Consider the following 16743-nt stretch of genomic DNA (forward strand, 5'->3'; position numbering starts at 1 on the left):
AGTGCGGGAAAATCCGTCAGAATCTTTTACTCTGGGGGTTCGTTTATTTTGCAGGATTTGGGATAAAAAAGGTTGGTAGAAAGTGCCGGACAACAAAGTCACAACCATTGACACGTTCTATACTACGGCAGACGGCGAACTGATCACTCCGCAGACACTGGAGTATGGAACCGGATATTCCCTGGTTGAAGTACAGGCTCCATACGGCTATGTTCTGAATTCTGAACCCGTCTATTTCGATGTGGTACAGGAGGATTCCTCTGAGGAAAGCGGCATTACCGTCATTGAGGTGGTAAGGGAAAACGTAGCCCAGAAAGGAACCATTACCGTTTCCAAGTCCGGCGAAATGTTCAGCTCTGTTACGGAAGCCGGAGGAATGCATCAGCCTGTTTTTGCAGTCGGCAGCCTGGAAGGTGCGGTATATGAGATCACCGCAGCCGAGGACATCTATACGCTGGATGGTACCCTTCGAGCTTCTAAGGGCGAGGTTGTGGATACCATTACCACAGGTGCAGACGGGACGGCAACCAGCAAGGAACTGTATCTGGGCAGCTATGAAGTAAAGGAAATCACTGCTCCGTATGGTATGGTTCTCAATGACGAAATTCACTCGGTTGAGCTTATCTATGCCGGTCAGGAAGTAGCGGTGACCGAAACTTCCACCAGCTTCTACAACGAAAGGCAGAAAGTTGAAATTGACCTGACCAAGAGCCTTGAAGTCGATGAGGATTATGGCGTTGGAAACAACGGCGAGATCTTTGATGTTTCCTTTGGGCTTTATGCAGCCGAGGAACTGACCGCCGCTGATGGAACGACCATTCCGGCTGACGGTCTGATCGAGGTGATTACCCTTGATGAGAATGGACACGGTAAGGCAGTCAGCGACCTGCCGATGGGCAGCTATTATGTACAGGAAATCAGTACCAATGCGGCCTATCTGAAAAATGAAACCAAATACCCGGTTGTCTTTGAGTACGCCGGTCAGGAAACCGCTGTCGTTTCCATTACTGCCAATGAGGGCGAAGCCATTGAAAATGATTTGATCTATGGAGCTGTCAGTGGAAAGAAATCCGATGAGGATGGAAATGCTTTAGGCGGTGCGCTTATCGGTATCTTTAAGACCGGTACAGAGGAATTTACAACCGAAACAGCGATTGCAACTACCACATCAGAAGATGATGGTAGTTTTTCTTTTGCCAAAGTGCCATATGGAAACTGGATCATCCGTGAGATTGAAAGCCCGACGAGTTATGTACTCTCCGATGAAGAAATTCCTGTAACCATCAGCAAGGTAGACGAGGTTGTGAAAATTGAACTGGTCAATGAGTTTATTACCGGCAACATTGAGCTGACAAAGGTGGATGAAGATTATCCTGACAATAAGCTGACCGGTGCTGTTTTTGAAGTCTATGCAGATAAAAACGGTGACGGAAAACTGGATGACGGCGATGAACTGCTGGGAGAAATGGGCGAACTGGGCGATGGTGTTTACCAGATGAGCGACCTTCGCTATGGAAAATATCTTGTCCGTGAAAAGACAGCGCCTGAAGGATTCCTGCTTGATGAGAATGTTTATCCGGTGTCCATCGAGGAAGATGGAAAGGTCTATACGGTTGAAAATGAAGCAGGTGTTGGCTTTATCAATGCAGCGCAGAAAGGCTCTTTGAAGATCGTAAAAACTTCTTCTGACAAAAAGGTAGAGGGCTTCTCCTTCCGTGTGACAGGAACAAACGGATATGACCAGACCTTTAAGACCGATAAAAACGGTGAGATCTTCATTGAAGGTCTGCGAATTGGCGAATACACGGTATCTGAGGTCAGCGACAGTGTTTCTTCTGGATATATCCTGCCTGCCGACAAGCAGGTAACCATCAAGGTGGATGAAACAGCTACCGTAGAAATGCACAACGAACTGAGAGAAACACCGAAAACAGGCGATGACTTCAATCCTGCTCTTTGGATTGGGCTGGCGGCGGTTTCCGTGCTTGGTGCCGGTGTCTTAGGTTTTGTTGGCTTTAAGAATAAAAAGAAAAAGGAGGATTAAAGCATGGATGTAAAAACAATCCTTGCAATCGCACTTGTTGTGTTCATTGCAGGCGGAGCCATCTGGCTGAACATCCGCCACAGAAATAAGAAGTGATCGTGGAGGGGCGGCAAAACATGCCGCCCCTTTCCTTTATGGAGGTATTCAATGGAAAATCTGAAAACCATCGAGGGCAAGATCAAGGCCATTCTGAAAAAAGACGAGGAAACCAGAGATGATGATATGCTGCTCTACCTGAAGGTGTGCAATGCCTATCTGAAAGGTGCCGGGGCAATGCCTCTGGCTGAGGTCATGACCCAGTACAAATATCTTGGCTTACCAAGTTTTGAGAGCGTATGCAGGATACGGAGAAAACTTCAGGCAAAGCACCCGGAGCTTGCGGGGAGCAGCCATGTGCGCCGTGTCCGGGCCAAAGGAGAAAAAGACTATCGCAACTATGCGAAAGAATCATGAGGTCTGCCTATGAATGAAGAAAAGCGCATCAATGCCGGTTATGAGATTATAGAAAGCTGTACTATCGGGAGTACGGAATTGGTGATCGGTCATAACCCGAAAGCCCCGAACCCCTATGTCTGCTGGTATTGCAAAAACGGAACGGATTATTTCTGGGGCTGCTATGTCAATGAACTTTCTGCGGCGAGGGAGAAACTGAATGAGCGGTATCAGACGGAATGCCGTCTGCCTTACAATAACCCTTCTTCCCCAAAGCAGAAAAGCGGTGATGACCGTGAACGGTAAAAAGAAGAAATATGACTGTACGACCTGCCCCTATCCCCGATATAAGGACAGGTCAATGATTTTCTGCGATGTCTGTATCCGAAAAATCTTAGACGAGCAGAACAGGAAAAAACAAAGAAAGGATGATGCTGATGAATGACGAGAAAAGGATGATCGGCAACTATGCTGTGGAACAGAGTATCCACATCGGAAAGAAAGAAGTTGTTTTCTGTGTCGATAAGCGGGCGGAACATCCTTATGTAGTCTGCTACTGTGATTACAATAATCCGTTTTCCGCACCCTGGCCAACCGAAGCCGTAGGCACAGAGGATTATCTGGAAGCCATGCAGCTTTTTTGTGACCGTGTGCAGACACAGATCGAACAGACACGAGCCGAACAGGAAAAATTCAAATTTGACCCTACCCCCTTTACAGCCGCTGACTGTATCCCTGATATGAGGAATAAAAGCATTGTGGGCAAGGTGGTTGTGATCAATGCAGAACCGAAGCGATATGAATATCAGCACGCTGCTTACCAGCTTGTACTTGCGGAAGGCGGAAACGGTGCCACCGGCGGCAGAGGTCAGGCGGTCTTTGGTACCTGCCTTGCTACCGGCGAGCATAGCCGCTGGGAACGGTATGATGTCCTTGGTGAGATCAAGCCGGAGCGTATGCCCCAATGGGCCAAGGATGCCTTGAAAACCATCCAGAAAGAGCAAAAAGCGAAACACAGCCGGGAGGAACGTTGATATGGAAATCAGACCATTAACTGCGGCTGAACAAAATTATGTGTATTCACAGAGTTCTCAAATCAGCGGGCAGACCGGCAATATTGGCCATTTGCGGGGCGATTTTGCTGACTCTGGATATGGTTTCTATACCACATGGTTTGATACCAGACCGCAATGGAAATCAGAAGAATTCAAAAATGACCTTGATGAAGTGGTGAATACCCTGCGGGAAGATCACGGATTGTTGCATAACCGATATGATATGAAGGCTTTCGCAAAGAGCTACCCTTCCAGTGCTTTGCAGGGAAATTACTGCACAGAATATGGGTTTCGGATGGACACGGAGAAATATGCCTTTTTATTCCGGTGCAATCCGACAAAGGGTGACTATAACTTCTATTGTTACTGTTATGTGAAAGAATGGCTGGACAGACATATGGAGAAAGCAGCACAAGGGATTCGGTTTATTGATCCGCATTACAAAGAATTGTTCCGTATTCCTGACGGCGGGAAAATTATTCTTCATTTATCATGGGGCGAAACTGCTGAACGTTCCTGCCGCTTTATTGATGAATACCATACAGAGATCGGCGGAAATATCTATCACATTTGTGAATTTGCCGAGCGTATGGAAAGAAACGGCCACACTTATGAACCCAAACCCCAGAAACCACCACATAAAACCGTCAGGCATAAAGAATATGAACGATAAGGAGGATAGATAATGGCGATCAACCAGAAAGCGGTCAAAGTCATCAATAAGATTCTGGACGCTGGTTTTACCGATGAAAAAGCAATCTCCGCCATGACGATGGACGATATTCTCTCTATCCAGGGCATTACCGTGGCGGACATTGCGCTCATCAATGAATTGCAGAAAAGCATAAAAGCAAACAGGGTGATTTCCTTTTTGACGGAGAGGACAAGGAATAATCCTGAAAATCAATAAGGAGGTGGAAATGAAATGGCTGCAAAGTATCAGCTGATTACCGAGCTGTATCGGCGCACAGAAATTGCGGTAGCCAAGAACCCGCAGACATGGCAGAACTTTCTTGCCGCTGCCTGCCGGACTTACAAATGCCGCTTTGACGAACAGCTCTTAATCTTTGCCCAGCGCCCGGATGCGGTTGCCGTGGCACAGCTTGAAACCTGGAACAAACAGTTCCGGCGCTGGGTAAATAAAGACAGCAAAGGGATTGCGGTATTTGACCCCAAAGGCCGCAGGAATACCCTGAAATATTACTTTGATGTGTCAGACACACACGAAGGTTATTACGGCAGCCGTCCTGTTCCGATATGGCAGATGGAAACCCGATACGAGCAGCCTGTGATGGAACGGCTTTCTGACAGGTTTGGAGAACTGGAAAGTACCGATCTTGCCTCTGCCCTGATGGAAACAGCGAAAAATGCCGTGGAAGATCATCTGCAGGACTATCTTTCACAGCTCAAAGATGTGACAGCGGACAGTTTCTTAGAAGAACTGGACGATTTGAATATTGAGGTCATGTACCAGCGGCTGGCCGTAAACAGTGTGGCATTTATGCTGGTCAGCCGCTGTGGTCTGGATACGGGCGAATACTTTGACCGTGAGGATTTTCAGGACATTGTGAACTTTAATACCCCTGCCACTATTAACGCCCTTGGTATTGCAACAAGTGACATTGCGGAAATGGCACTCCGGGAAATCTCACAAACGATCCGGGATGTGCAGGTGGCAGAAAAAACACAGTCCCGCACCTTTGCGCAGGAAACACAATCTTCGTATGATAGAAGCAGAAAACAACCCGAAAGGAGCGATAATCATGGAGAACATCACATATACCCGTCAGGGGGATTATCTTATTCCCGACCTGACATTACCGACAGAGCCAGAACTTCCGCTTGGCAGATACGCATTGATGCACCGGGATTATCTGGAGCAGCACAAGAGAGTGACCTATCTCAACCTTCTGACACAGGGCAGGCTGAACGAGCATCTGTACCAGACGGAACAGACAGCGCTCCAGAGGCTGGAACTTCTGACGAAGCAGCTGTCAGCCGAGCAGGGCGTGACGGAGGAACTGAAAGAGAAAGCACCGATGCAGTGGGTGGGAATGATGAACAACATTCGCAGTCAGGCGGAGGAGCTGATTCTGAACGAGCTGATCTACCGCTAAGCACAGCCAATGAAGAAGAAGTCATAGCCAATCTTCCTACCGTAGAGGAACAAATCGAACAGATTGCAGAAGCAGAGGACGAAAGATCCTCTGCTTTTTCTGTTTCACAGGAAGATATTGACTCTGTCCTGGTAAGAGGAAGCGGCTTTGAAAATGGCAAGTACCGTATCTACCGTCAATTTCAGAAGCATGAGGATAAGAAAGCCAATATTGCCTTTCTTAAAAATGAGTACGGCACCGGCGGCGGTACGCACAGTTATCCCGATGGGACACAGGGCGGGACATGGCATGACAGTAAAGGGATCGGAATTGAAAAGCATGGTTCCTATACAAACCCCGACCTTGTACTTTCGTGGTCAAAAGTAGAAAAACGGATCAGGGAACTGATTCAAAATGACCGCTATTTTAATGCCAAGGAAAAAGACCACTATCCTGAATTTCTGGAAAGTGTGGGAGCTCCTCAGTATGAAATTGATGCACAGCGGAAAATGGCAAGGCAGCGTTTTATTGATGCCCACCGTGATCTTCCGCCTGCGGATAAGAGAGATACCCTTTCTTTGCGGCTGTCTGATTTTATCCGTGATCTGGATCATTACGAAAAGGATCTGCTCAAAGAAGTGGATCGTGCCGATCTTGCCGATGTTCCTGCCGAACAGATGGAGCAGCTTCTTTCAGAGCCTGCCACTGTCCAGCAGCTGCTTGATTTTCTGACGAAAGTGCAGAGGCAGACCGTCAGCGTTTACAGCCGGAGCAATGCATGGCGCTTTTCCCAGGAACTTCTGGAGCTTCACCCTGTCCGCTACCTCTATCACGAGGGAGATACGGTGTATCTGGGAGCAGATAAATATGAAGTATCTGCCTTTGATGAAACGGCTGTATCCCTTCAAAATCCTGAATTTCCCCTGTTCGGGAAAGAAATGAGCCGGACGGATTTTGAAGAAAAGCTCCGTGAAAATCCTGCCAATGACCACCTCAAGGTCATCATCACAGAAATGCAGGACAAGGAAACACCTGCCGAAACAAAGCCTGACCGTCTGATATTTTCTATCGGTTTTTCAGAACACCCCGTCTTTTATGACCGGGAACTGAAGGATCGATACACCGATTTGAGCTTTGCCCTTGGCAATTATCTTCTGGGTGTTTTGGACGAGAAGCAGCACCGGGAAAGACAGGCGGAAGAAAATCATGTTGGATGGTATCACAAGACCGATTTTGAGATTACGGCCACTATCGGCGGCGAGGATTTTCACTATGAGGGACGCTTTGACATTGGAGATGGCGAGGGCGATCTGATTGCCCATATCAAAAACTTCTATGAATACTCCCTTTCCCCCAACTGTCCATTTATTCCTGAATGGAAGAAACAGGGCGAGGATTTCTATCGTGAGAAACTAGAGAGCCTGCAATGGGGACGAGATGTATTCCTTCCCTATCTGGAACAGCATAAGACGCTGACGCCAGAGGACGAGAAGCTCTTTGCAGACATCATGGCAACCGAAAATGACTGGTTCCGTATCCCGGAGGATAAGAATACAAGCCTTGCCGGGCGTTTGGTGGACTTCATTGAGGAAGTTGATCCATATGAGTATCAGGACACCTTGGAAGTTGGAGAAACCAAAGAGGATGCCATTCAGAAAATCGAGGCAGATTTAGCTGATCCGGCGCATGTGCAAAGTTATGTGGAACAGCTGACGCAGTGGCAGGAAGAATTGGAGGATGAAGAACAAAAAGAGATCTGCAGACAGCTTATTGCTGAATTGCAGCCCACTGCCGGACAGGAAGAAAAAGAACAAGATGGAGTTTCACAGGATTCTTCCGACCTGATCGGTAAGGAAATCGTGATCGACAACCGAAGATACCGGATTGAACGTGTAGGAGAAATCAGCGGTGATGTGTCTATGCGTGACATCACATTCCAGAACCATGTTGGTTTCCCGATCAATCGTGTGGAAAAGATCAGTTATATCCGCAGGCTTTTGGAACAGCCACAGCCAGAGCTTTCCTCAGAAGAACACACAGACAAATCCGCTGCGCCTTCTTCTGAACGGCACAATTATCGGATTACAGAAGATACTTTAGGTGTCGGCGGTGCAAAAGAAAAATTCAGGAACAACATGGCAGCCATCCATCTGCTCCATGAGCTGGAACTGGAAAATCGTCTTGCTACACCCGAAGAACAGGAAGTTCTTGCCCGTTATGTTGGCTGGGGCGGCCTATCCATGGCCTTTGACGAGAACAATGCTGCCTGGGCAGAAGAATTTAAGGAGCTGAATGCCAGCCTCTCCCCGGAAGAATACCGGGCAGCCATGGAGTCCACTCTGACAGCGTTCTATACCCCGCCGGTTGTCATCAAAGCCATGTACGAAGCCCTTGACCATATGGGATTTTCCGGCGGTACGATTTTGGAACCGTCCTGCGGAACCGGCAATTTCTTTGGCCTGCTCCCGGATCGTATGGCAGGCTCAACGCTTCACGGTGTAGAAATCGACTCTCTTACGGGAAGAATTGCAAAGCAGCTTTACCAGAAAGCCAGCATTGCCATTGAGGGATTTGAGCAGACAAAACTTCCCGATGACCATTTTGATGTCGTTGTCGGCAATGTACCGTTTGGCGATTTTAAGGTCAATGACAGCCGTTACAACGCCCAGAAATTCCTGATCCACGATTATTTCTTTGCGAAAGCATTGGATAAAGTCCGAAGCGGCGGCGTAGTGGCCTTTATCACTTCCAAGGGAACGATGGACAAAACAAGCCCGGAGGTGCGGAAATATATCGCACAAAGGGCGGAACTTTTAGGAGCCATCCGCCTGCCGGACAATACGTTCCGTGCCAATGCAGGGACAGAGGTCACCAGTGACATCCTCTTTTTGCAAAAGCGTGACCGCATTGCGGATGTGGAACCGGATTGGGTACACCTGGATACCGATGAGAACGGGATCACGATGAACAGCTATTTTGTACAGCACCCGGAAATGATCCTGGGCGAAATGAAAATGGAAAGTACCCGCTTTGGTTTTGACTCTGTCTGCAAGGCATACAAAGACATTCCACTTGCGGATCTGTTAAGCAAAGCTGTCCAGAACATTCAGGGAGAAATCCCGGAGTATGAAAAAGGGATTGATGAAATCTCGGATGAGCCGGACGCTTCTGTTCCTGCTGATCCAAATGTACGCAATTTTTCCTTTACCATGGTGGATGGCAAAGTCTACTTCCGGGAAAATGACCGCATGACTCCGGCCACAGTATCCATGACCGCAGAGAGCCGCATCAAGGGATTGATCCAGATCCGTGACTGTGTCAGAAAGCTCATCGAGTATCAGACGGAGGATTATCCAGAAGAAATGATACGCACCGAACAGGAAAACCTGAACCGGCTGTATGATGCGTTTTCCCAAAAATATGGGCTGATCAACAGCCGTGGCAACTATCTGGCCTTTGCATCGGATGAGAGCTACTTCCTGTTATGCTCTTTGGAAGTGCTGGATGATGAGGGCAATTTCAAACGAAAAGCAGATATGTTCACGAAGCGGACGATCAAGCCCCACCGGGAAGTTACTTCTGTGGAAACAGCCAGCGAAGCCCTTGCCCTTTCTATCGGGGAAAAGGCTCTCGTTGACCTGCCTTATATGGAGCAGCTTACAGGCAAACCCCAGGAGGAACTGGTACAGGAATTGCAGGGCGTGATCTTTCGTATCCCTGCTTCGGAACCGGCAAAATATGTGACTGCTGACGAATATCTGTCCGGCAATGTGCGGACAAAACTTCTAAGCGCACAGGCTGCGGCAAAGGAAGATCCGGCGTATGAAATCAATGTAGAAGCCTTAAAGCCGGTGATCCCCAAAGACCTGTCAGCGGCAGAAATCTCCGTCCGTCTGGGTACAACTTGGATACCGCAGGAGGATATTCAGCGGTTTGTTATGGAGCTTCTGACCCCTTCCAGCTATGCGGCAGGAAGAATCCGAGTGCGCTACACCCCAATGAATGGCGACTGGTTTATTGAAAATAAGAGTTCCGATTTCGGAAATGTCAAGGCGGACAGCACCTATGGTACAAAAAGGGCTTCCGCCTATCGTATTATTGAGGACACCCTAAACCTGCGTGATACCCGTATTTTTGATTATGTGTATGATGAAAACGGCAATAAAAGAGCCGTATTCAATGCCAAAGAAACCACGGCAGCGCAGGCAAAGCAGGAAGCTATCAAACAGGCATTTCAGGATTGGATCTGGAAAGATCCGGCACGCAGGAACCGACTGGTGCGATATTACAACGACACGTTCAATTCCGTCCGTCCCCGTGAGTATGACGGAAGCCATATCGTATTTGGCGGTATTAGCCCAGAAATCACGCTCCGGCCCCATCAGGTCAATGCCATTGCCCATATCCTGTATGGCGGCAACACACTCCTTGCCCACAAGGTGGGCGCAGGAAAGACCTTTGAAATGGTTGCTGCGGCACAGGAAAGCAAGCGCCTTGGATTATGCAATAAGTCGATGTTCGTTGTTCCCAATCATCTTGTGGGGCAATGGGCTTCCGAGTATCTTAGGCTGTACCCAAGTGCCAATATCCTTGTAACCCGCAGGCAGGACTTTGAGACGGGCAACCGGAAAAAGTTCTGTTCCCGCATTGCCACCGGCGATTACGATGCGGTCATTATCGGGCATAGCCAGTTTGAGAAAATCCCAATGAGCATTGAGCGTCAGAGAGAACAGCTTCAACGTCAGATCGATGATATTGAGCGTGGAATTGATGATGTGAAGGCAAGCAAAGGCGAACAGTTCACGATCAAGCAGCTGATGAAAACCAGAAAGGCGATTCAAGCAAAACTGGATAAGCTCAATGACACCAAGCGAAAGGATACCGTCATTGATTTTGAACAGCTCGGTATCGACAGGCTCTTTATTGATGAGAGCCATTTTTATAAGAACCTGTATCTTTATACCAAGATGCGCAATGTAGGCGGGATCGCCCAGACGGAAGCCCAGAAATCCAGCGACCTTTTTATGAAGTGCCGCTATCTGGATGAAATCACAGGCAACCGGGGAACGATCTTTGCCACGGGAACCCCGATCAGTAACTCCATGGTGGAGCTGTATTCGGTACAGCGCTACTTGCAGTATGATGCGCTTTTACGGAATGGTTTGCAGCATTTTGACAGCTGGGCGTCCACCTTTGGTGAGACAGTCACCGCTCTGGAACTGGCTCCGGAGGGAACCAATTACCGGGCGAAAACCCGCTTTGCCAAGTTTTTCAACCTTCCGGAGCTGATGCTGATGTTTCGGGAAGTGGCGGATATTCAGACCGCCGATATGCTGAAGCTCCCTGTTCCGGCGGTCAAGTATCACAACATCAAGACCAAGCCAAGTGAAATCCAGACGGAACTGGTCGCTTCTCTTGCCAAACGAGCAGAAAAAGTCCGTGCAAGGCTTGTGGAGCCGAATGTGGACAACATGCTCAAAATTACCAACGATGGGCGCAAACTTGCCCTTGACCAGAGGATGATCGACCCCATGCTGCCGGATGATCCAAACAGCAAGGTGAATGCCTGTGTGGACAACGTGTACCGCATCTGGGAAGAATATGCGGATACGAAAGCAACCCAGCTGGTGTTCTGCGACCTGTCTACCCCGAAAAATGACGGGACTTTTAATGTCTATGATGACATCCGTGAAAAGCTGATCGCCCGTGGTATCCCTGCCGAACAGATACGGTTTATCCATGAAGCTACCAGTGACGCACAGAAAAAGGAACTGTTTGCAAAGGTCAGAAGCGGCGAAGTCCGAGTTCTGCTCGGTTCAACCCCTAAGATGGGCGCAGGTACCAACGTACAGGACAGACTCATTGCCATTCATAATCTGGATTGCCCGTGGCGTCCATCCGATCTGGAACAGCGCCAGGGACGTATTGAGCGCCAGGGGAACAGGTTCCCGGAAGTTCAGGTTTACCGTTATGTGACGGAGCAGACCTTTGATGCTTATCTCTATCAGCTGGTGGAATCGAAGCAGAAATTTATCTCCCAGATCATGACCAGCAAAAGTCCTGTCCGCTCTGCGGAAGATGTGGATGAAGTGGCTCTTTCCTTTGCGGAAGTCAAAATGCTTGCCACAGGAGACGAGCGTTTCAAGGAAAAAATGGATCTGGATATACAGGTTTCCAAGCTCAAAGTCCTGAAACAGAGTTATCTTTCGGAACATTATGACCTTGAGGACAGGATACTCAAATACTTCCCGCAGACCATCAAGGAGTGTGAACAGCGGATTGTCTGCTATGAAGCCGATGCTTCCCTTGCCCAGCAGCATCAGCCGCAGGGCGAAGAAAAGTTCTGTCCGATGACCTTAAAGGGGATCACTTATACAGAAAAAGCAGCTGCAGGCGAGATGCTTCTTGCGGTCTGTAAAGAATATCCGATGGCCGAGCCTGCGGAAATCGGAAACTATCGTGGGTTCAAACTGGAAGTTTTCTATGATACCTTCAATGCCCATTACTGTTTATATCTTTGCGGAAAGGCAAAGCACAAAGTAGATTTAGGTACTGATCCACTGGGTAACCTGACCCGAATTGAAAATGAGCTTGCGAAAATTCCTGCAAAACTGGAAGCCGCAAAAATCAAAAAAGCAGAAACGATGGAGCAGCTTGAAACCGCTAAGATTGAGGTGGAAAAGCCGTTTGCCTTTGAAGATGAGCTGAAAGAGAAATCAGAACGGCTCAATGCACTCAACATCGAGCTGAATTTAGACCAGAAAGATCCCGCTGTGCTTGACGCAGAGCCGGAGCAAAGTGAAGAACCACCCGAAAGAAAATGCGCAAGCCGGGAGAGATAAATTCCCTTTTTGCACATTTGTATTGCATAAATATGGGCAGTATAATAAGTGTAGAAATGAAACTATCGGAGGTGAGAGCGGTGTCTGACGAGTTCAGATTTGAAACCTTTGTAGATGTCCACAGCAATATCTTTCGTGAACATCTAAGCTCCGTGATTGCGAAACTGTCGGAAAGCAATGAGGACTACCGTGCCATTCAGGAACAGATGGAAGCGATATTTCAACAATATCCCAAAGTGCTGGAGGCTGTTGATACCGAAACAGCAGAGGAATTATCCCAGCAGGAATGTGCGGCTCTGATCAAAGTCATGGAGCTTAGAAACAATCTGACAGATATTGAAATGCAGACGGTTTACTTCCGCGGCTGTTATGATGGTGTTGGGTATCTGAAAAAAGCAGGGATTTTATAATGGATTGACCGAAAAAAAGGTGGCGTTGACGTGATGTTGATGCCGTCTTTTACATAGCCGAGAGGGGTATATTATTATTTGAGTTTGCTGTATCTGGACGCTTAGCCAAATTGATATGTCGACAAATTTTGCATTGCATGATATACTTAAAAATAATCCTAAAGCGAAAGAGGAGATAGGTTATTATGGCTGAATACTACATTTCGTATAAAGAGTTGGAAAAGGTTATTGACCAATATATAGCAGATTCGATTGATAATGCTCAACTTAAAGAACATAAAGCAGAAATTTTGGCTGCATTGACAGGAGACTATGAACAAAACAATTGGGATTCTGCAAAAGAAATGATTTCATTATGGGAAAATCAGATTGAAAAACCTAGTCAGCTGTTATTAGGTTCGAGATATATACGAGTACAACAAATCATGTTAGACTTTTTGAAGGTTTCTTGTACATCAGGTTTAATTGATGCATTAATATTACATATCTCACAGGGAAGTTTTGCAGGATTTACGGTTTCGGTTGGCTCTGGTATTGCTGTAGCCTTGTGGGAATTATTTACGGCTGTTAAAAAACTTGATGATTGGGATTTCTGTGTTTATATGCAAGCAACAACGCATTTTAGAGAACATAGTGAATTTACAATGGATGAGTTGATAAGTTGGTTACCGAATGAAGAACATCCTATTTGTAATATGCACAATGATAATTGGGAGTGTGATTATTTAGAAGAAAATGATACTTGTAGTTTTGTTCGGAAAGATAAAATTGAGCAGGCTTTAAAGTCATTATATGATAAAGGACTCCTCGGATTAAGAAAAGAAGACCATAAATACGTTTATAAATTTAAATAATAAGCCTGTATTTAGAGAAAAGGGAAATATTATGAGTGATATGGAAACGCAAGCAGAATTGTATAGTGATGAAAAATTAATAGTAGAAGAATTGGATTATAGTGAAGAAATCTTTACAATTATAAAAGATGAAAATTATGAAGATGTTATTCCAAGCTTTTGTGAATCAATATTTAGAGATAGTCTATATGAAACAAGTAGTGATGTTATGAGTGACTATATGCTTGATTTACGTAATCTATTAAAACAATTGCCGAGACCATTTACTATTGTTCAAGAATTTTATCACATTGATTCCAGTTATAGAGATACTTATTATACCTATTTTTCAAATCAACATTTTCATGTTAAAAGATATTCTAGAAGATTATCTTTTTTTGCACAAGAAGTAAGAGAAGAAGATTTTTTTGCACATGATACGGAGATTCAGAAGCAAATTTCAGACCATTTTATGGGAGCTTGTGTTTTAAATCCCCTAACAACAGGTGTTATGGGACGTACTTTAATTAATCCCCAATATGTTGTTAATTCAAAAGTATTGCCAATATATGTGCGTTTATCCAGATATGAATTAAATATTTATGGCAAGAAGTTTTTTGTCGATGCGTTTCCATACAGAATGCAAGATGAAGAAACTATGAGGTGTGCAGAAGTAACAATACTAAATTTATTAGAACATTATGCTAATAGTTATCGTGATTATAGAAGCATTGTTCCTAGTGAAATACTGGAGAATGAACAAAAACATAGTCATGAACGGGTCTTGCCATCTAGAGGTATTTCATATCCTATATTGACCAAAGTATTGTCAGAGTTTGGATTTTCTCCAAGATTATATAATTTGTCTTCAATAGATAAATATAGTTTATCGAAAGTTACACAAGAAGATGAGTTGAAAAGAAATTTGCATTATTATATTGAATCGGGCATTCCTGTTGCGTTGAATTTACTTCCTACTGGAAACAATGGTTCAGGACACTCTATAGTATGTATTGGTCATGGGAATGTCAATAAAGAATTAATTAAAAAGGCTAAACGAAACAAATGGATTTCTTGGGATAATAAAGACCATTGCCATCCACTTATAAACTCTGCTGATTTTTATGAAGATTATGTTGTGGTTGATGATAATCAACCAATTTATCAAGTCAGACCGTTTCAGCAACTTTCTTTATATCCAGATATGCGAGTAGAAAATATTGCAGTTCCGTTATATAAGAGAATGTTTTTAGATGCGTCTGATGCTGCAGCAATAGTTAGGTCTATTTTACATCATGAACAATTTGGGATTGATGTTTGGGCAGATGGATTTCTTGACTGTAGAGAAGATGTTGTTATACGTTTGTTTATGGCATCTTCACGTAGTTTAAAATACTATCGTTCAAAAACTCTAAAAAATTTTTATGCCAGAGAGACATATGCTATTGTTCCTATGCCACGCTTTGTATGGGTGTGCGAACTTTATAGAACAGATAATTATGAAGAATTAAAGGCTTTTGGAGAAATTATTATAGATGCAACTTCAGCGTTGGGAAGAGGTCATAGTGCATGTAGCCTTATATTAATGCATTATCCAAATGTAATAGGGATTAGGTATCCAGAACAAACTAATCCTGAGTTTGATGAAATGATCGAGTTGGAAGAAGACGATTTGTTTGATGGGTATCGAAAAAATTTGAATAAAATACCATTGTAATCGTCTCATGAAAACAAGGGAATTTCATATACTAAATACAAAAGCAAATTTACAGCTTCGCATGTATTTCAAAATGGACGTTGACACTGATAGTGAGTTGTGCTAAAATGGTTAGGCGATAGGTACTTTGAAATGATTGTACATTTTGTAAGATGTCGGAGATTTGTAAAATCGTATGCACGACTAAGAGGTAAAGGCTATGAGCATAAGTAGAATATTAAGTAAAGAGATGAATAAAAGTGGTGGATGTGCAAGATTGGTTAAGGTGCCTGCTAGTAGGCGTCCTACAGCTAAGACGTTAAAAAAACTTGAGAGGGAAATTTCAGCGCAAGTTAGTGCAAATGAAACTATGCGTAGTAGGAGCATGCAAAACGCTTCGAAGATGTCCAGATGGTAGATTGATTGGATAATATGGTCTAAAAAGAGTGGTAAATACCGCTCTTTTGCATACATAGCCGAGAGGTTTTCATTACGAAAATCCCTCGGCTTTTTCTATTTCAGGAGGTGATTGTATTGAATGAGAAGTAACAGACCTTATGTGCAGCTTGACCCTGCCGTGATTGAGCAGGCACGGCAGATGGACTTGCTTTCCTACTTGCAGAGGTATGAACCAGACAATCTGAAGCATGTGGCGAGGAATGTTTACTGCACCAGAGAACACGACAGTCTGAAGATTTCCAATGGCAAATGGTACTGGTGGTCAAGAGGTTTTGGCGGTGTTTCTGCCCTGGACTATCTGATCAAAGTCAAGGAATACAGCTTTGTAGAAGCCGTGGAAGCTCTGGCAGGTATTACCGCAGGCGGCTGGAGTCCGCCACCTGTTTCTGTGCCAAAGGATGAACCCAAAGAGCTTCTTCTGCCACCCAGAAATAAAGACTGTGACCGGGTTATCCAGTATCTTTTCGGACGTGGCATTGATTTGCAGATCATTCAGGAGTGCATTGCAGACGGTACGATTTATGAAAGCGCCAGATATCACAACGTTGTTTTTATCGGCAAGGATGAAAGTGGAACCCCTAAGTATGCTGCCTATCGTGGTACGATGGCCAGCTCCTTTAAGGGCGATGCATCGGGAAGTGACAAGCGGTATTCTTTTCGCCTTCTGGCAAGAGAGCCTTGCCAGTCAGTGCATCTGTTTGAAGCGGCTATTGATTTACTATCTTATGCTACCCTGCTTAAATGTGAAAGTAAGGACTACAAAAAAGAAAATCTGCTTTCTCTATAGTGGCTCAGTTGTCAAGACAAAAATCTAAGATTTTTATAATGAACTGATATGGTGGACAAGTTCCCGGGAGAAGGATGTAGATAGTGGGT

General features: G+C 45.3%; 11 protein-coding genes and 1 pseudogene. All 12 read left to right on the forward strand.

Features of this window, described 5'->3' with window-relative positions; genetic code table 11:
- Positions 1-94: 94 nt before the first annotated feature.
- Positions 95-2044, forward strand: a pseudogene (locus HNP82_RS17170) (SpaA isopeptide-forming pilin-related protein); the annotation flags it as partial.
- Positions 2045-2191: 147 nt separating this feature from the next.
- A complete protein-coding gene (locus HNP82_RS17175) occupies positions 2192-2497 on the forward strand; it encodes a hypothetical protein (RefSeq protein WP_183776691.1) in 306 nt (101 codons plus the stop codon).
- Between the two features lie 9 nt (positions 2498-2506).
- Positions 2507-2782, forward strand: coding sequence for a hypothetical protein (locus HNP82_RS17180; protein WP_183776693.1), 276 nt, complete (start codon positions 2507-2509; stop codon positions 2780-2782).
- 131 nt (positions 2783-2913) lie between these two features.
- On the forward strand, positions 2914-3510 hold the full coding sequence (locus HNP82_RS17185) for a hypothetical protein (RefSeq protein WP_183776695.1): 597 nt from the start codon (positions 2914-2916) through the stop codon (positions 3508-3510).
- 1 nt (position 3511) lies between these two features.
- The gene (locus HNP82_RS17190; RefSeq protein WP_183776697.1) at positions 3512-4204 is read left to right on the forward strand and encodes a hypothetical protein; all 693 of its coding nucleotides are present in this window, start codon (positions 3512-3514) and stop codon (positions 4202-4204) included.
- A 12-nt stretch (positions 4205-4216) separates the two neighbouring features.
- The gene (locus HNP82_RS17195; protein ID WP_003433202.1) at positions 4217-4441 is read left to right on the forward strand and encodes a hypothetical protein; all 225 of its coding nucleotides are present in this window, start codon (positions 4217-4219) and stop codon (positions 4439-4441) included.
- A gap of 853 nt (positions 4442-5294) precedes the next feature.
- A complete protein-coding gene (locus tag HNP82_RS18720; RefSeq protein WP_074038158.1) occupies positions 5295-5648 on the forward strand; it encodes a TnpV protein in 354 nt (117 codons plus the stop codon).
- A gap of 992 nt (positions 5649-6640) precedes the next feature.
- The gene (locus tag HNP82_RS17200; protein WP_243164849.1) at positions 6641-12469 is read left to right on the forward strand and encodes an LPD25 domain-containing protein; all 5829 of its coding nucleotides are present in this window, start codon (positions 6641-6643) and stop codon (positions 12467-12469) included.
- Positions 12470-12549: 80 nt separating this feature from the next.
- A complete protein-coding gene (locus HNP82_RS17205) occupies positions 12550-12879 on the forward strand; it encodes a DUF6664 family protein (protein WP_330599704.1) in 330 nt (109 codons plus the stop codon).
- A gap of 185 nt (positions 12880-13064) precedes the next feature.
- Positions 13065-13733: a hypothetical protein gene (locus HNP82_RS17210; RefSeq protein ID WP_183776703.1), complete on the forward strand. Its 669-nt coding sequence runs from the start codon at positions 13065-13067 to the stop codon at positions 13731-13733.
- A gap of 31 nt (positions 13734-13764) precedes the next feature.
- Positions 13765-15429: a hypothetical protein gene (locus tag HNP82_RS17215; RefSeq protein WP_183776705.1), complete on the forward strand. Its 1665-nt coding sequence runs from the start codon at positions 13765-13767 to the stop codon at positions 15427-15429.
- Positions 15430-15946: 517 nt separating this feature from the next.
- Entirely contained in the window at positions 15947-16654 is a 708-nt protein-coding gene (locus HNP82_RS17220) for a DUF3991 domain-containing protein (RefSeq protein WP_330599705.1), read from the forward strand.
- The last annotated feature ends 89 nt before the right edge of the window (positions 16655-16743 follow it).

The organism is Catenibacillus scindens (assembly GCF_014202115.1).
Classification (GTDB): domain Bacteria; phylum Bacillota; class Clostridia; order Lachnospirales; family Lachnospiraceae; genus Catenibacillus; species Catenibacillus scindens.